Source organism: Brevundimonas sp. EU05-FHT14B11 (assembly GCF_058790835.1).
The window spans coordinates 456,604-470,967 of the sequence record NZ_JBYTCY010000001.1; the positions used below are offsets into that span (position 1 = coordinate 456,604).

Below are 14,364 nucleotides of genomic sequence, written 5' to 3' on the forward strand. Positions count from 1 at the left end.
CGTGGACGCGTTCGAAGCGATCAAGGCGACCTTCTTCCAGGAATGCGACGAGCTGCTCGCCGACCTGGAGGCCAAGCTGCTGGTGCTCGAGTCGGGTCAGACCGACAACGAGACCATCAACGCCGTCTTCCGGGCCGTTCACTCGGTCAAGGGCGGCGCCGGGGCCTTCGGGCTGGAGGCGCTGGTCCGGTTCGCCCACGTCTTCGAGACGCTGATGGATGAGCTGCGCGCGGGCCGTAAGGAGTGCGACGACATCACCGTCCGCACCCTGCTGCGCGCCTCCGACGTGCTGGCCGACCACATCGCGGCCGCGCAGGGACGTATCCCCGAGGTCGACGAGGTCCGCTCCGCCGGCCTGGTCGCCGAGATGGAGGTCCTGACCCACGGCGAGGCCTCGGTTCCCGACGCCGCCGCCGAGGACGAGGACGACGATTTCGGCTTCGTTCCCCTGACCGTCGGCCTGCCGTCGCTGGATCTGCCGTCGTTGGACCTGCCGTCGCTCGACCTGCCGCCGCTGGCCGCGCCGGCCTCGGCCGCCTCCGGCTGGCGCGTGGTCTTCCGGCCGCACGGCGCCATGTACGCCAACGCCAACGAGACCGGCCTGCTGCTGCGCGAACTGGGCCGTCTGGGACCGATCTCGGTCACGCTGGACGACAGCGCCGTTCCGGCGCTCGACGCGCTGATCGCCGAAGACAACCACCTGATCTGGACCATCGACCTGACTGCCGCTGTCGAGGAGACCGCTGTGCGAGAGGTGTTTGATTTCGTCGAGAGCGACTGCGACCTCAGCATCACCCCGCTGGGCGACGCTCCGGTCGTGGATGACCTGCCCCCTCCGCCGGCCCTGCCCGAACTGGCCGCGCCGGCCGCCGCCGCTGATCTCGACATCGCGGCCCTGCTGGCCCGCGCCGCCGACCCCGCGCCCGCGCCGGTGACCCAGGCCGCGCCCGTCGCGCCCCTAGCCGCCGCTCCGGCCGCCCCGCCGGTCGCCGCGCCCGCCGCCGCCAACGCGCCGTCCGCTCCGCCGGCGGTGGCCCCCGTCACCATCCGCGTCGACCTGGACCGCGTCGACCGCCTGATCAACGTCGTCGGCGAACTGGTCATCCAGCAGGCCATGCTGGCCCAGCGCGTCGCCGAAAGCGGCCTCACGCGCTCCTCGGGCGTGCTCATGGGTCTGGAAGACCTGGAGCTGCTGACCCGCGAGATCCAGGACAGCGTCATGGCTATCCGGGCCCAGCCGGTGAAATCGGTGTTCCAGCGCATGCCGCGCCTGGTCCGCGAAGTCGCCGACATGACCGGCAAGCGGGTCAAGCTGGTCACCGCCGGCGAGGACACCGAGGTCGACAAGACCGTGGTCGAACGCCTGGCCGAGCCGATCACCCACATGCTGCGCAACGCCATCGATCACGGGCTGGAGACGCCCGCGGACCGCGAGGCCGCCGGCAAGAGCCCCGAGGGCGTGGTCCACCTGGCCGCCCTGCACCGCTCGGGCCGCATCGTCATCGAGATCAGCGACGACGGCCGCGGCATCAACCGCGAACGCGTCAGGGGCATCGCCGTCAGCCGCGGCCTGATCGCCGAGGACGCCGTCCTGACCGACGAGGAGGTCGACAACCTGATCTTCCTGCCCGGCTTCTCGACCGCCGAGACGATCACGGACGTCTCGGGCCGCGGCGTGGGCATGGATGTGGTCAAGCGCTCCATCCAGGCGCTGGGCGGCCGAATCTCCATCAGCTCGATCCCGGGCAAGGGCTCGACCTTCACCCTCAGCCTGCCGCTGACGCTGGCCGTGCTGGACGGCATGGTCGTCGGCGCCGCCGAACAGACCCTGGTCGCCCCGCTGACCAATATCGTCGAGAGCCTGACCCCCCGCGCCGAGGACGTGCATTACGTCGGCGGCCGCGACGCGGTCATCCGCTTCCGCGACAGCTTCGTGCCGCTGGTCGACGTGGCCCAGGTCATGGGCTTCCGGGACACGCCGGTCCCGCCCGGTCAGGGCGTGGCCCTGGTCGTCGAAACCGAATCCGGCGCCCGCGCCGCCCTGATGGTCGACGCCATCCAGGGCCAACGACAGGTCGTCATCAAGAGCCTGGAGACCAACTATCAGCAGGTCCCCGGGGTCGCCGCCGCCACCATTCTCGGCGACGGCCGCGTCGCCCTGATCCTCGATGTGGACGCCATCGTCGCCAACGCCCGTCGCCGCGCGGCGGGTCCCGAACTCAAGCTCGCGAGCTGATCCATGACCGAAGTGCAAACCAACGCCGCTGTCCGTGAACTGATCGCCTTCCGTATCGGCGAGCAGGAATTCTGCGTCGACATCATGTCGGTGCGCGAGATCCGCGGCTGGACCCCCGCCACCCCGCTGCCCCGGTCCCCCGGCTATATGAAGGGCGTCATCAACCTGCGAGGGGCCGTGCTGCCGATCGTCGATCTGGGCGCGCGCTTCGGCCTCAGCACCTCGGACCCGACCGCGCGTCATGTCATCATGGTGGCCCACATCGGCGGCCGCACCGTGGGCCTGCTGGTCGACGCCGTCTCGGACATCATCCAGCTGACCGACGGCGCCGTGCAGCCGACCCCCGACGTGGCCAGCGACGACGTGCGCACCTTCGTGAAGGGCATCTTCGCCCTGGAAGGCCGGATGATCAGCCTGATCGAGCTGGACATGATCCTGCCGGAAACGGAAGCCGAAGCCGCATGACGTCCGCCGCCGGGGTGTCGTCGATGGTGGAGGGCGAGTTCGTCCTCACGCCGGAAGACTTCCGCCACATCGCCCACACCCTGCATTCCTACGCCGGCATCGCGCTGGGCGAGGGCAAGGCCGCGCTGGTCTATTCGCGCCTGGCCAAGCGCCTGCGCGTGCTCGGCCTGCGCAGCTTCCGTGAGTATTGCGCCCTGATCGACGGCGTGGACGGGGTGGACGAGCGCCAGCTGATGACCGCGGCCCTGACCACCAACGTCACCCGCTTCTACCGCGAGCCGCACCATTTCGATCATCTCCGGGACAAGGTGATGCCCCGCCTGGCCGAGCGCGCCCGCGCCGGCGGCCGGGTCCGGCTGTGGTCAGCCGCCTGTTCGAACGGGCAGGAGCCCTATTCGATGGCCCTGACCGTGCTCCAGACCCTGCCCGAGGCGGCCGACCTGGACGTGAAGATCCTGGCCACCGACATCGACCCCAACATGGTGGCCCAGGGCCACGACGGGACCTATTCCGAAGAGGCCCTGGAGCCGGCGCCCGTCACCCTGTGGCGCAAATATTTCGACCGCGCCGACCGCGGAAACTGGACCGCCGGGGCCCAGCTGAAGCGTCTGGTGTCGTTCAAGGAGCTGAACCTGATCGGCGACTGGCCGATGAAGGGCAAGTTCGACGTCATCTTCTGCCGCAACGTGGTCATCTATTTCGACGACGCCACGCAGGAGAAGGTCTGGAACCGGTTCACCCCGCTGATGAACCCGGGCGCCACCCTCTACATCGGCCACTCCGAACGGGTCGCCGGCGCGGCGATGTCCCGCCTGCAGACCAGCGGCCTGACCACCTACCAGCTCGGGACCGCCGCATGAGCCGTCCGGTCACCGTCCTGGTCGTAGACGACAGCCCCACCATGCGGGGGCTGCTGACGGCCGCCCTGCGCCGCGATCCCGAGATCGAGGTCGTCGGCTCGGCCGCCGATCCGCTCGAGGCCCGCGAGGCGATCAAGCGGCTGAACCCGGACGTCATCACCCTCGACGTCGAGATGCCCAACATGAATGGGCTGGAGTTCCTCGAGAAGATCATGCGCCTGCGGCCGATGCCGGTGGTCATGGTTTCGACCCTGACCCAGGCCGGGGCCGAGACGACCGTCGCGGCGCTGGAGATGGGCGCCGTCGACGCGATCGGGAAACCCATGGACGGCACCCCCGCCGCCACCGCCTTCGCCGAGCTGGCGACCAAGGTGAAGACCGCCGGCCGCTCGCGCGTCCGCGCTCGGGGCGACGCGCCCGCGGCGCCGCCGCCGGTCGACACCGACTATCGTCCGGATCCGAACCATGTCCTGGCCATCGGCGCCTCGACCGGCGGCGTCGAGGCCCTGCTGACCATCCTGCAGGGCTTCCCCGCCGACTGCCCGGCCACGGTCATCACCCAGCACATGCCGGCGACCTTCACCAAGAGCTTCGCCGCCCGCCTGGACAAGGTCTGCGCCCCGACCGTCTCCGAGGCCGAGGACGGCGCGCCGGTGAAACCCGGCCACGTCTACATCGCTCCCGGCGGCGAGGCTCATCTGGAAGTCTCCGGCGCCTCCCCGCGTTGCCGCCTGGTGCGCAGCGAGACCGTCAACGGCCACCGTCCGTCGGTCGATGTCCTGTTCCACTCGATCGCCCGCCTGGGCCGTCCCATGACCGGCGTCATCCTCACCGGCATGGGCAAGGACGGGGCCCAGGGTCTGCTGGCCATGCGCGCCGCCGGAGCCCGGACGCTGGGCCAGGACGAGAATTCCTCGGTCGTCTACGGCATGCCGCGCGCCGCCCATGAGATCGGCGCCGTCGAGCGCCAGCTCCCGCTTCACCGCCTCCGCCCCGCCATTCTCGACCTCTGCGCCGCGTCCCCCCGCGCCGTAACGCCTGCCGCCTGAAGGATTCCGCATGCCCTCCGCCGCCGCCCTGAATGTCCTTGTGGTTGATGACCAGCTGACGATGCGTTCGCTGGTCCGCAACAGCCTGCAGCAGCTCGGCGTGCGCGAAATCCGTGAGGCCGCGGACGGCGAGATCGCCCTGCGGGAGGTCGTGACCAAGCCCGTCCATCTGGTGATCTCGGACTTCAACATGCCGAACCTGGACGGCCTGGGCCTGCTGCGCGCCATCCGCGCCCACCCGCCGATCCAGACCACGGCCTTCATCATGCTGACCGGCCGCGCCGACCGCGAACTGGTCCAGCGCGCGGTCCAGTTCGGCGTCAACAACTACCTGGTCAAACCCTTCACCGTCGCCCAGCTGAAAGAGAAGCTGGAAGGCGTGTTCGGACCCCTGACATGACCCCCGCCCAGTCTTCGGACCGCGGCGAGATCCGCATCCACGTCGGCCAGGGCGAGCACCATGTGACGGCCGATCCGTCGGTCATGCTGACCACGGTGCTGGGCTCCTGCGTCGCCGCCTGCCTGACCGATCCGGTGACCGGCGTCGGCGGCATGAACCACTTCCTGCTGCCGGACGGCGCGGGCGCCGGGACCGACGCGGGCCGCCGTTACGGCGCCTATGCGATGGAGCTGCTGATCAACGAGCTGATCAAGGCGGGCGCTCGCCGCGAGCGGCTGGAGGCCAAGCTGTTCGGCGGCGGCCGCATGTTCGACAGCCTGCGCGACGTGGGCATGGCCAACGCCGACTTCGCCGAACGCTTCCTGCGCGACGAAGGCATCCGCGTCATCGGCGGCAGCCTGCGCGGCGCCGGCGGACGCCGGCTGCACTATTGGCCCGTCAGCGGCCGCGCCCTGCAGCGCGGCGTGACCGACGCCGCCACCGTCCCGACGCGTCCCGCGCCCATTCTTCCGCCGGTGGTCGCCGGCGGCGAACTGGAGCTGTTCTGATGCCCGCGGACGCGCCTGCCCTGCTGGCCGCCCTGGCCGCCGAGATCGGCGACGTCCGCGCGGGCGTGGACCGCATGTCCACGCTCGTTTCCGACCTGGTGCGCCGCCTTCCCGCCGAGGACCGGGCCGAGGCCCTGACCGACGCCCAGGCGCTGGACGTGCTGATCCAGCGCCTCGACGCCGTGGCGGGCGTCCTGCACGGCCTGTCCGATGGCCAGACCTCGGCCGACGCCGTCTCCACCGTCCTGCTGGCCGATGTGGCCGGCCGACTGAAGGGCGAGACGCCCGCGTCGCCCGCTGTCGCCGCCCACCCGCCGCCCGCCTCGGGCGATGTCCTGCTGTTCGACTGATCCCATGTCCGCCGCTTCCTCCCAGTCCGCCGCCAACACCCGGGTCAACCTCGAGCACTCGACGGTCCTGCTGATCGACGACAATCCCAAGTCGCTGGATATGCTCAGCTCGATCTTCCACGGCTTCGGCGTGAAGGAGCAGATCAAGTGCGAGAGCGCGGCCGAGGCGGCCGAGATCGTCAAGCGCCGCGCCGTCGACCTGATCCTGGTCGACTGCTCGATGCCCGAGATGGACGGCTATGACTTCACCCGCTGGCTGCGCCGCGAGACCCCCGCGCCGACCCGCCACACGCCGGTGATCATGCTGACCGGCCACGCGGCCCAGTCCAGCATCCAGAAGAGCCGCGACTGCGGCGCCAGCTTCGTGGTCGCCAAGCCCCTGACCCCGACGGTGCTGCTGCGCCGCATCCTGTGGCTGGGCGGCGACGAGCGCGAGTTCGTGGAGTGCGAGACCTACGTCGGCCCCGACCGCCGGGTGCGCAATTTCGGCCCGCCGCTCGGCGAGCCCGGCCGCCGCGCCGGCGACCTGTCCACCCACGTGGGCGAACCGGCCGAGGCGAACATGGATCAGTCCGATATCGACATGCTGATGAAACCCATGCGGGTGGCCCTGTGACCCAAGTGCGCACGACGAAGATCAAGAGCTCGCTGGCGAAGCAGCTGGAACGGCCGGGCGGTCGCACCATCGCCGACGCCCAGCGCCTGGCCGAGGCCGGCCTGCAGAGCCACAAGGCCGACATCATGGCCGACCTCGGCCGCCTGATCGGCCAGCTGGAGGATCTGTGCGCGGCCGCCGCGCCGGAGGGCCGGGAACGGGTCTACGTGCTGGCCGCCGCCCTGGTCGACCTGGCCGGCTTCTTCGACACCGGACCGCTGTACAGCGCCGGCTACAGCCTGTGCGACCTCAGCGACCGCATGCGCGCCCCCGCGCCGTGGAACTGGCCGGCGGTCGAGGTGCATGTGAAGGCCCTGCGCCTGATCCACACGGGCGGCTGCAAGGCCGGGGCCGAGTCCGACATCCTGCTGGCGGGGCTCCGCAGCGTGCTGGGCGCGTTCACGGCGGCGGCGTGAGGCCAGTTTTCTCCCTCCCCCGGAGTGGGGAGGGATGTCGGCGCGAAGCGACGACAGGGTGGGGAATTTCGGTTCGCCGCCGTTCCCCACCCGTCCCGCTTCGCGGTCCACCCTCCCCATGAGGGGAGGGAGATTTACTATCCGAACCGCGCCTTCAGCTCGGCCTTGACCACCTTGCCCGCCGCGTTGCGGGGCAGGGGGCCGTCGATCACGAAGATCTCCACCGGCGTCTTGAACGCCGCCAGCCGCGCCGCCGTCAGCGCCTTCAGCGTCGCCGGGTCCACCGTCTGGCCGGGCGCCAGCGAGACCACGGCCACCGGCTCCTCGCCCAGCACCGGATGCGGCCGGGCGATCAGCGCGGCCTCGGCCACCGCCGGGTGGTCGAACAGCACCGCCTCGACCTCCTGGCAGTAGATGTTCTCGCCGCCGCGGATGATGATGTCCTTCTTGCGATCGACGATGAAGCAGAAGCCCTCCTCATCGATCCGCGCCAGGTCGCCGGTGCGCACCCAGCCGTCGACGAAGGTCGCGGCGGTCTCCTCCGGCCGGTTCCAGTAGCCCTTGACCACATTGGGCCCATAGGCCAGCAGCTCGCCGACCTCGCCCGCCGGCAGGTCCGCGCCGTCCGGACCGACCACCTTGATCGCGCTGACCGGCATGGCCGGGCCGCAGCTGTCGGGGCGGTTGACGTAGTCCTCGCCGAAATGATGGGTGTGGGTGGCCGAGGTCTCGGTCATGCCCCAGCCCGATCCCGGCGAGGCGCTGGTCCGGTCGGCGATCTGGCGCACCAGGTCCGTCGGCGCCGCCGCCCCGCCGTAGGTCACGGTCTCCAGCGAGGACAGGTCGTACTTGTCCCGGTCCGGATGCTGCAGCAGCTGGATCGCCACCGTCGGCACCCCGCCGATCAGGTTGATCTTCTCCCGCTCGATCAGCATCAGCGCCTCGGCGGCGTCGAACCGGCGCTGGCAGACCAGCGTCTGCCCCGTCACCAGCGCGGGCAGCAGCAGGGCGTTGCAGCCGGTCGTGTGGAAGAAGGGAATGGACACCAGTCCGACCTTGGCCGGGGCCGCCGGGTCCGGCGTCGGCGGCGCCTCGCCCCGGCGCACGAAGCTGCGGACATAGGAATACAGCCCCGCCACCGCGCCGCAGCCGGCGTTGCGATGGGTGCCCAGCGCCCCCTTGGGGAAGCCGGTGGTGCCGGAGGTGTAGAAGATCGCCGCGGGATCCTCGGGGTCCAGCGGCACGCCGGGCATCTCGCCCGCGGGCAGGTCCGCCCAGGTCGCCGGGGCGCCGATGACGGCCTCCAGCCGGCGGACGCGCGGATCGCCGACCGCCTCGGTTCCGCGGCAGACCAGCACGTCGGCCAGGGCCGTCAGCTCCGGCAGGTGGGGCGCGATCCGTTCCAGCCGCTCGATGTCGACGATGGCGACCGTGCTGCCCGAGTCCGCCAGTCCATAGGCCAGCTCCGCCCCGGTCCACCAGGCGTTCAGCGGCGTGGCGACGGCGCCGCACAGGGCGGCGGCGAAGAAGGCCACGGGCCATTCCGGCAGGTTGCGCATGGCGATGGCGACCCGGTCGCCCTTCTTCAACCCGCGCGCCTTCAGGTCTGCGGCCAGCGCCAGGGTGGCGCGTGCGAAGGCCTCGTACGACACCCGTTCGTCGCCGTAGACGATGAAGGTCCGGCCGCCCCACTGGCGTCCGGCCATGAAGCTGTGCAGCAGCGTCGGCGGCGCGTTCTTCCAGATCTTGTAAGGCCGCCCCTCGATCACGGCGTCGACGACCTCGAACGGCGAGCCCGGCGCGGTCAGGGCGGCGGTCGCATGGGCCAGGGGCAGGGCGGGCCACGGGCGTGTGGTGGTTTCGGTCATCTGGCGCTTCCTGGTCGGGTCCGCCGCTTTGCGCGGTCTGGTCTGGCGCCACACTGACCCCGATTACCGCAACTGATCAAGGTTCAGTTGGTCGCAGCAAGGCGGAGTCTGAAACGGGCGGAGCTTGGCGCTCCGCCCGTGCCCTCGGTTTACTGATTGCGGCCAGTGCTCCGCGCCGCCTGATCGATCACGTCGGCGACCTCGTGCGGCCGGGACACCATCGGAACGTGGCTGGCCTCGATCTCACGCACTTCGGCGCCGATCTTGCGCGCCTGCTGGCGAAGCATGGCCGGGGCGATTGCCGCGTCCTCCGTGGCGACGATGAACCAGCTCGGACGTGTTCTCCAAGCGGCCTGGGTCACCGGCGTTCCAAAGACCGACATTGCGATCGGCACCTGAGAATCGCGCATGAAGGCGGCGTCCGCGTCATTCACGTCAGCGGCGAAGCCTTCCTGGAAGCGCTCGGGGTTGATGAAGCCGAAGCCGTCGGCCTGGGTGTCGATGACGAAGGTCGAGGGGATGCCAAAGCCTTCGTACTGGTCGCCGGCCGTCTCGCCCACGTCCGGGGTCAGGGCCGAGACATAGACCAGACCCTTCACCTTGTCGTCCACGCCCGCCTCGGTGATCACCACGCCGCCCCAGGAATGGCCGACCAGGATGACGCCGCCCTCCTGGCGGGCGATGGCGCGCCGCGTCGCCGCCACGTCATCGGCCAGCGAGGTCAACGGGTTCTGGACGATCGTCACCCGGTAGCCTCGGGCGGTGAGGTCATCATAGACCCCGCGCCAGCCGGAGCCGTCGGCGAAGGCGCCGTGCACCAGCACGACGTTGCGGACGCTTTGATCCACGGGGATGTGTTGAACGGACTGGGCCTGGGCGGCTCCGCCGATGCTGGCGGCGCCGACGGCGGCGAGGAGGATGTTGCGGAACGTGATCATGGTGGTCTCCTGTCGATGGTGTGAGCGGCGCTGACCGCGCGGGGAAGAAAGTCCCGCGACAACTTTTATCGCGATAAATGAATGTATCGATGAGGGCGGGTTTGTTGTCAAGCGAATAGTTGTCGCGATATAGGTTGTGCCGTATCGCAGGAATGGATGCCGTCATGACCGCCGCTCCGGGCCCGTTCCAATGGAAGATCAGCTATGGCCCTGGGCGGCGAGCGGGCGTCGCAAGCCTGACTTCTGTCGGATCGATGGGGCGTCCATGACGTCAAACCGTCGGTAGGGTCCCTCCGTCGATGACGTAGTCGCCACCGTGGATGGACGACGCCCGGTCCGAGGCGAGGAAGGCGATCAGCTCGGCGATCTCTTCGGGCTCGGCGGGGCGACCCAGCGGGATGCCACCCAGGCCCGCGAGCACGCTCTGTCGGGCGTCCTCGATCGTGCCGCCCGTACCCTCGGCGATCCGTTCGAGCAGTCGCCCCGACGCCTCGGTCATGATCCAGCCGGGGGAGACGACATTGACCCGCACGCCTTTCGGGCCAACCTCCTTGGACAGCGCCTTGCTGTAGGTTGTCAGCGCCGCCTTGGCCGCGGCGTAGGCTGTGGTGGAGTCAGGCAGCGGCAGCCGCCCCTGGATCGATGAGACGTGGACGACGGCTCCGGAGCCGCGCGCGATCATCTGCGGGACCAGCAGGCGATCAAGGCGAACCGCCGGCATCAGGTTGATATCGAACTCTGCCCGCCAGTGGTCGTCGGTCAGGGCCGAAAAGCCGCCTGCCGGCGATGACGACCCGCCCACGACGTGAACCAGGACATCGACGCCGCCCAGCCGGCTCATGGCCGCGTCGGCCAGGGTCTCGCAACCGTCAGGCGCCGCCAGATCGGCCTGGATGAACTCGACTCCGTCGAGGCTGTCCGGCGTGGCGCGGGCGGCGGTGATCACGCGGGCGCCGCCGGCCAGGAAGCGCTGCACGGTCGCCCGGCCGGCGCCCTTGGTGCCGGCGGTGACGAGGATGCGTCGGCCTTCAAACTCGGTGGGATCCGGACGGGGCATGGTCATCCGATCTCCAGGGCGCGGATGACGTCGCCCTTAAGCGTAAAGCGCAGGGTGAACCGTAGCGGACTGCCCTTGAAGTCGCCGGTGGTCAAGCCGTCGACGACCACCTGGCCATTCTCCTCGCGATGCGTTTCAGGGGTGAAGATCGCCCGGGCGGCGATGGTCGCGTCCTGGATCCAGGTCCGGAGTTCGGCATGGCCTCGGTGCTCTCCGCCGTCGTCTTGCACGACGCCGTCGGGGGCGAATGGCCGCAACATTCCCTCAGGATCGAGGCGGGCATTAGCCGCGACATAGTCGGCTATGGGCTTGGGAAGGGCGGTGGCCATGTGGCTCTCCGGTTCAGGTGGTTGCCTGGGACCCAAACTGGAAATAAGCTGTGAGGATGGCAAGTACGGACGAAAAAGTAAGGTACTCACCTGAAGGTGAGCGCATCGACTACACGCCGTGGACGGCTGCTTCGAGCGCGCAGAACGTCATCCGGATTCTGGAGGGGCGATGGAAGCTGGTGATCCTGTTCCAGCTCTTCGGGTCGAACGTCCGCCGGTTCTCGGAGCTGGAACGGGCGATACCGGGCGTGTCGCAGAAGATGCTGATCCAGCAACTGCGACAGCTCGAACTTGACGGGGTGGTGGCCCGGATCGTCCATCCCCAGGTCCCGCCCAAGGTCGAGTATCACCTTACGGAATGGGGCCAGTCGCTCTGCCCGGTGCTCGACAAGCTCCTGACCTGGGCCGAAGCCGCGCCTCGCAACGTCCGTGATCGGCTGATCGAGACAGAGAGGAGCTAGCCGAACGGGGCGAGCAGATGTTCGAAAGGGAAAATGGCGCACCCGAGAGGATTCGAACCTCTGACCCCTGCCTTCGGAGGGCAGTACTCTATCCAGCTGAGCTACGGGTGCGTCTGGCGGCGAGAACGCCGGAGGCAAGGCCTCTACAGGATGAGCGGCCCGCCCTCAATCCCGAAAGCATGACCGCTCTTGGCCGGACGGCGCCGCGGGCCTAGGGCGAAATCGGCGGTGCGGGACATCGGTCCCGTGCAGCTCAGATTTCGCTCCCGGATGATGCTGGACCATTTTTTGGATTCAGGGCGGGTCGCCCTGAAGCAAAAATGGTCTAGCCTGCCGCCGCTTCATCGACGGGAGGTTCCGATGCGCGCCCTCATTCTCGCCCTGCTCTGTCTCGTGGGGGCCTGCGCCACCGCGCCGTCAGCTCCGCCGACCGGACCCGGGGGCGACACCCTGGACGCGGTGGCCCGCGACTATGTCGCGCTGATCCTGGAGATCGGCGAGCGCGAGCCCGGCTATGTCGACGCCTACTACGGCCCGGCCGAGTGGCAGGCGGCGGCGCACGCCAATCCGCGCACGGTGCCGCAGCTGATCCAGGGCGCCGCGACGCTGACCGATCGTCTGAACGCCATCTCCACGACCGGCGCGGAAGCCATGACCGTCCAGCGCAAGGCCTATCTGCTGGCCCACGTTTCGGCGGCTTCGGCCCGCCTGCGCATGCTGTCGGGTGAGAAGATGAGCTTCGCCGACGAGGCCTTCGCCCTGTTCGGCGTGCGGCCCGAGCTGAAGCCCCTGTCGGACTATGACACGGTGCTGGCCGAGATCGACGCCCTGCTGCCCGGTCCGGGGGCCCTGTCGGACCGGGTGACCGAGTTCAAATCGCACTACGTCATTCCGAAGGATCGGCTGCAGGCCGTCATGGACGCCGCCATCGCCGAGTGCCGCGCGCGGACCGCCCGTCACATCCGCCTGCCCGCGAACGAGAACTTCACCCTGGCCTTCGTCGGCGACAAGCCGTGGTCCGGCTATAATTATTACCAAGGCAATTCGCAGTCCAAGATCGAGATCAACGCCGACTTCCCGATCTACACCGAGCGCGCCATCGATCTGGGCTGCCACGAGGGCTATCCCGGCCATCACGTCTATAACGCCCTGCTGGAACAGACCTTCGTGCGCGACCGCGGCTGGGTGGAGATGAGCGTCTATCCGCTGTTCAGCCCCATGTCCTTCGTCGCCGAGGGCAGCGCCAACTACGGCATCGATCTGGCCTTCCCCGGCAGCGAGGGAACCCGTTTCGAGCGCGAGGTGCTGTTCCCCCTGGCCGGCCTGGACCCGGCGACGGCGGAGAAGAAGGCCCGGCTGGGCGCGTTGACCCGCCGCCTGGCCCGCGCCGAATACACCATCGCCGACGACTATCTGGCCGGACGCGTCAGCCGCGACGAGAGCATCGACCGGCTGATGAAATACAGTCTCGCCGACCGCGCCAAGGCGACCCAGCGGCTGCGCTTCATCGACACCTACCGCAGCTACATCATCAACTACGGCCTGGGCCGCGACGTGGTTCAGGCCTGGGTCGAGCGGCAGGGACCGGATCACTGGCGGGGCATGGAGACCCTGCTGTCCAGCCAGATCCTGCCGGCCGACCTTACGGACTGAACCTCAGCCGGCGACGCGCGGGTCCTGGTCCAGGCGCCGCATGAAGGCGGTCAGCCGGGCCAGGGCGCCCAGGTCCCGGTCGTCCGTCCGGCTGCCGGCGCGCAGATTGTCCTGGAGCACTTCCAGGATCATCGCCGCGTGCTTGGGCGTCTCCGGTTTCTGGTCGAGGATCTGGGCCTCGGCGCGGGCGCGCCGGACCTCGTCGCTGGTGTCAGGGCCGCTGGATTGCGTCCAGATCGACCAGGCTTGATCGATGTTTGTCTTGGTCATGAAACCCGCCCTCCCGGGCAAAGCGTCGAGCGGCCCAGGCTTCCCAGGCGCCGACGAAGAAAGTGATACAGATCAGTAGCCACACCTCCAGGCGGATGGTGATGGCGGTCCATGCGAAGTGCCGGCCGGCGGCCAGCACGGGTACGACGTGGGTCAGGACCGAGATCAGCTGGAAGCCGGCCAGGGCGGTCAGCCACCAGCGATCACGGACATAGGTCAGCCACAGGATCGCGAACAGGAAGGCGATCTCCAGTCCCGCCACTCCGGCGCGCAGGGTGCCGATCTGGATCGGCTCCACGACGCGAATGAGGATCAGCAGGGCCAGAACCATCACGCCGACGGCGCGCTCTTCCCATCCGCCGAAGCGGAACAGGGCCAGCACACCCGCGAGGGTGATGGCGATGATCACGATTGTGGTCACGCGGGGCTGATCGTCAGACCGTGGCCAGACGGCCGGTCGGTTTCGGATTGGGCGTCAGCACCTCGCCGTCCTGGGGCTTGGTCTCGCCCGGGATCAGCAGGGTGTGGTTCAGCCCCATGCGGCGCGCGTCGCGCAGGGCGTGGCCATGGGCCTCGACCAGCTCGCCGCGGGCTTCGGTCAGGGTGTGCAGCGCCTTGGCGGCGGCGCTGAACGCCCGGTGACCGGCGCCGGCGGCCAGGCCGGCGCTCATGCGGCCGGACAGGGCGTGGGAGATCATGTCGGCCAGCCGGGCGCCGGCCGCGTCGATCATGTGTTCGGCTTCCCGCAGATCCAGCGCGACGGCGCTGGCGTACTGGTCGGGCTTCTGAGCGATGTTCATGAGATCCTT

Annotated in this window: 18 protein-coding genes and 1 tRNA gene; 11 read left to right on the forward strand and 8 right to left on the reverse strand. The window is 69.4% G+C overall.

Going from position 1 to position 14,364, the window contains the following annotated elements; translation table 11 throughout:
• The first annotated feature begins 1 nt into the window (after nucleotide 1).
• Genes AC3WRV_RS02325 through AC3WRV_RS02365 form a run of 9 tightly spaced genes read left to right on the forward strand, consistent with a single transcriptional unit; the run spans nucleotide 2 to nucleotide 6,979 of the window.
• On the forward strand, nucleotides 2-2,236 hold the full coding sequence (locus AC3WRV_RS02325; protein WP_492312002.1) for a chemotaxis protein CheA: 2,235 nt from the start codon (nucleotides 2-4) through the stop codon (nucleotides 2,234-2,236).
• 3 nt (nucleotides 2,237-2,239) lie between these two features.
• Complete coding sequence (locus AC3WRV_RS02330; RefSeq protein ID WP_291836793.1) at nucleotides 2,240-2,701, forward strand: chemotaxis protein CheW; 462 nt, start codon at nucleotides 2,240-2,242, stop codon at nucleotides 2,699-2,701.
• Complete coding sequence (locus tag AC3WRV_RS02335; RefSeq protein WP_492312003.1) at nucleotides 2,698-3,561, forward strand: CheR family methyltransferase; 864 nt, start codon at nucleotides 2,698-2,700, stop codon at nucleotides 3,559-3,561. Before AC3WRV_RS02330 ends, AC3WRV_RS02335 begins: the two co-directional genes overlap by 4 nt.
• The gene (locus tag AC3WRV_RS02340) at nucleotides 3,558-4,610 is read left to right on the forward strand and encodes a protein-glutamate methylesterase/protein-glutamine glutaminase (RefSeq protein ID WP_492312004.1); all 1,053 of its coding nucleotides are present in this window, start codon (nucleotides 3,558-3,560) and stop codon (nucleotides 4,608-4,610) included. The genes AC3WRV_RS02335 and AC3WRV_RS02340 overlap by 4 nt, the downstream gene beginning before the upstream one ends.
• Before the next feature lie 10 nt (nucleotides 4,611-4,620).
• Nucleotides 4,621-5,010 carry a response regulator gene (locus tag AC3WRV_RS02345; RefSeq protein ID WP_291836802.1) on the forward strand — a complete coding sequence of 130 codons (390 nt, stop codon included), beginning with the start codon at nucleotides 4,621-4,623 and terminating at the stop codon, nucleotides 5,008-5,010.
• On the forward strand, nucleotides 5,007-5,558 hold the full coding sequence (locus tag AC3WRV_RS02350; RefSeq protein ID WP_492312005.1) for a chemotaxis protein CheD: 552 nt from the start codon (nucleotides 5,007-5,009) through the stop codon (nucleotides 5,556-5,558). Before AC3WRV_RS02345 ends, AC3WRV_RS02350 begins: the two co-directional genes overlap by 4 nt.
• A complete protein-coding gene (locus AC3WRV_RS02355) occupies nucleotides 5,558-5,908 on the forward strand; it encodes a DUF8776 family protein (RefSeq protein ID WP_492312006.1) in 351 nt (116 codons plus the stop codon). Before AC3WRV_RS02350 ends, AC3WRV_RS02355 begins: the two co-directional genes overlap by 1 nt.
• Nucleotides 5,909-5,912: 4 nt before the next feature.
• Entirely contained in the window at nucleotides 5,913-6,524 is a 612-nt protein-coding gene (locus tag AC3WRV_RS02360; protein WP_291836810.1) for a response regulator, read from the forward strand.
• Nucleotides 6,521-6,979 carry a chemotaxis protein CheE gene (locus tag AC3WRV_RS02365; RefSeq protein ID WP_492312007.1) on the forward strand — a complete coding sequence of 153 codons (459 nt, stop codon included), beginning with the start codon at nucleotides 6,521-6,523 and terminating at the stop codon, nucleotides 6,977-6,979. Before AC3WRV_RS02360 ends, AC3WRV_RS02365 begins: the two co-directional genes overlap by 4 nt.
• Nucleotides 6,980-7,116: 137 nt before the next feature.
• Here the strand turns inward: AC3WRV_RS02365 and AC3WRV_RS02370 are convergent, their stop codons facing one another.
• The 4 genes from AC3WRV_RS02370 to AC3WRV_RS02385 all read right to left on the reverse strand — a co-directional run bounded on the left by AC3WRV_RS02370 (nucleotide 7,117) and on the right by AC3WRV_RS02385 (nucleotide 11,171).
• On the reverse strand, nucleotides 7,117-8,847 hold the full coding sequence (locus AC3WRV_RS02370; protein WP_492312008.1) for a class I adenylate-forming enzyme family protein: 1,731 nt from the start codon (nucleotides 8,845-8,847) through the stop codon (nucleotides 7,117-7,119).
• 149 nt (nucleotides 8,848-8,996) lie between these two features.
• The gene (locus tag AC3WRV_RS02375) at nucleotides 8,997-9,785 is read right to left on the reverse strand and encodes an alpha/beta fold hydrolase (protein WP_291836816.1); all 789 of its coding nucleotides are present in this window, start codon (nucleotides 9,783-9,785) and stop codon (nucleotides 8,997-8,999) included.
• 271 nt (nucleotides 9,786-10,056) lie between these two features.
• Entirely contained in the window at nucleotides 10,057-10,848 is a 792-nt protein-coding gene (locus AC3WRV_RS02380; RefSeq protein WP_492312009.1) for an SDR family oxidoreductase, read from the reverse strand.
• The gene (locus AC3WRV_RS02385; RefSeq protein WP_492312010.1) at nucleotides 10,845-11,171 is read right to left on the reverse strand and encodes a nuclear transport factor 2 family protein; all 327 of its coding nucleotides are present in this window, start codon (nucleotides 11,169-11,171) and stop codon (nucleotides 10,845-10,847) included. Before AC3WRV_RS02385 ends, AC3WRV_RS02380 begins: the two co-directional genes overlap by 4 nt.
• A gap of 56 nt (nucleotides 11,172-11,227) precedes the next feature.
• On the opposite strand from AC3WRV_RS02385, the gene AC3WRV_RS02390 reads away from it, so the two are divergent.
• Nucleotides 11,228-11,632, forward strand: coding sequence for a winged helix-turn-helix transcriptional regulator (locus AC3WRV_RS02390; RefSeq protein WP_492312011.1), 405 nt, complete (start codon nucleotides 11,228-11,230; stop codon nucleotides 11,630-11,632).
• Nucleotides 11,633-11,666: 34 nt separating this feature from the next.
• Here AC3WRV_RS02390 and AC3WRV_RS02395 read toward each other — a convergent pair.
• A tRNA-Arg gene (locus AC3WRV_RS02395) sits at nucleotides 11,667-11,743 on the reverse strand.
• A gap of 249 nt (nucleotides 11,744-11,992) precedes the next feature.
• Here AC3WRV_RS02395 and AC3WRV_RS02400 point away from each other — a divergent pair.
• Nucleotides 11,993-13,285 (forward strand): hypothetical protein, encoded by a 1,293-nt coding sequence (locus AC3WRV_RS02400; RefSeq protein WP_492312012.1) that lies wholly within the window; start codon nucleotides 11,993-11,995, stop codon nucleotides 13,283-13,285.
• A 3-nt stretch (nucleotides 13,286-13,288) separates the two neighbouring features.
• Here AC3WRV_RS02400 and AC3WRV_RS02405 read toward each other — a convergent pair whose 3' ends face one another.
• Genes AC3WRV_RS02405 through AC3WRV_RS02415 form a run of 3 tightly spaced genes read right to left on the reverse strand, consistent with a single transcriptional unit; the run spans nucleotide 13,289 to nucleotide 14,355 of the window.
• On the reverse strand, nucleotides 13,289-13,555 hold the full coding sequence (locus AC3WRV_RS02405; protein WP_291834910.1) for a hypothetical protein: 267 nt from the start codon (nucleotides 13,553-13,555) through the stop codon (nucleotides 13,289-13,291).
• Complete coding sequence (locus AC3WRV_RS02410) at nucleotides 13,497-13,976, reverse strand: hypothetical protein (protein WP_291834907.1); 480 nt, start codon at nucleotides 13,974-13,976, stop codon at nucleotides 13,497-13,499. The genes AC3WRV_RS02405 and AC3WRV_RS02410 overlap by 59 nt, the downstream gene beginning before the upstream one ends.
• 13 nt (nucleotides 13,977-13,989) lie before the next feature.
• Nucleotides 13,990-14,355 carry a hypothetical protein gene (locus AC3WRV_RS02415; protein ID WP_291834904.1) on the reverse strand — a complete coding sequence of 122 codons (366 nt, stop codon included), beginning with the start codon at nucleotides 14,353-14,355 and terminating at the stop codon, nucleotides 13,990-13,992.
• Nucleotides 14,356-14,364 lie beyond the last annotated feature (9 nt).

Excerpts from the sequence above, each read along its gene's own strand:
- AC3WRV_RS02330 (WP_291836793.1), top strand. The coding sequence starts at position 2,240 with ATGACCGAAGTGCAAACCAACGCCGCTGTCCGTGAACTGATCGCCTTC.
- AC3WRV_RS02335 (WP_492312003.1), top strand. The coding sequence starts at position 2,698 with ATGACGTCCGCCGCCGGGGTGTCGTCGATGGTGGAGGGCGAGTTCGTC.
- AC3WRV_RS02340 (WP_492312004.1), top strand. The coding sequence starts at position 3,558 with ATGAGCCGTCCGGTCACCGTCCTGGTCGTAGACGACAGCCCCACCATG.
- AC3WRV_RS02345 (WP_291836802.1), top strand. The coding sequence starts at position 4,621 with ATGCCCTCCGCCGCCGCCCTGAATGTCCTTGTGGTTGATGACCAGCTG.
- AC3WRV_RS02350 (WP_492312005.1), top strand. The coding sequence starts at position 5,007 with ATGACCCCCGCCCAGTCTTCGGACCGCGGCGAGATCCGCATCCACGTC.
- AC3WRV_RS02355 (WP_492312006.1), top strand. The coding sequence starts at position 5,558 with ATGCCCGCGGACGCGCCTGCCCTGCTGGCCGCCCTGGCCGCCGAGATC.
- AC3WRV_RS02360 (WP_291836810.1), top strand. The coding sequence starts at position 5,913 with ATGTCCGCCGCTTCCTCCCAGTCCGCCGCCAACACCCGGGTCAACCTC.
- AC3WRV_RS02370 (WP_492312008.1), bottom strand. The coding sequence starts at position 8,847 with ATGACCGAAACCACCACACGCCCGTGGCCCGCCCTGCCCCTGGCCCAT.
- AC3WRV_RS02375 (WP_291836816.1), bottom strand. The coding sequence starts at position 9,785 with ATGATCACGTTCCGCAACATCCTCCTCGCCGCCGTCGGCGCCGCCAGC.
- AC3WRV_RS02380 (WP_492312009.1), bottom strand. The coding sequence starts at position 10,848 with ATGACCATGCCCCGTCCGGATCCCACCGAGTTTGAAGGCCGACGCATC.
- AC3WRV_RS02385 (WP_492312010.1), bottom strand. The coding sequence starts at position 11,171 with ATGGCCACCGCCCTTCCCAAGCCCATAGCCGACTATGTCGCGGCTAAT.
- AC3WRV_RS02390 (WP_492312011.1), top strand. The coding sequence starts at position 11,228 with ATGGCAAGTACGGACGAAAAAGTAAGGTACTCACCTGAAGGTGAGCGC.
- AC3WRV_RS02400 (WP_492312012.1), top strand. The coding sequence starts at position 11,993 with ATGCGCGCCCTCATTCTCGCCCTGCTCTGTCTCGTGGGGGCCTGCGCC.
- AC3WRV_RS02405 (WP_291834910.1), bottom strand. The coding sequence starts at position 13,555 with ATGACCAAGACAAACATCGATCAAGCCTGGTCGATCTGGACGCAATCC.
- AC3WRV_RS02415 (WP_291834904.1), bottom strand. The coding sequence starts at position 14,355 with ATGAACATCGCTCAGAAGCCCGACCAGTACGCCAGCGCCGTCGCGCTG.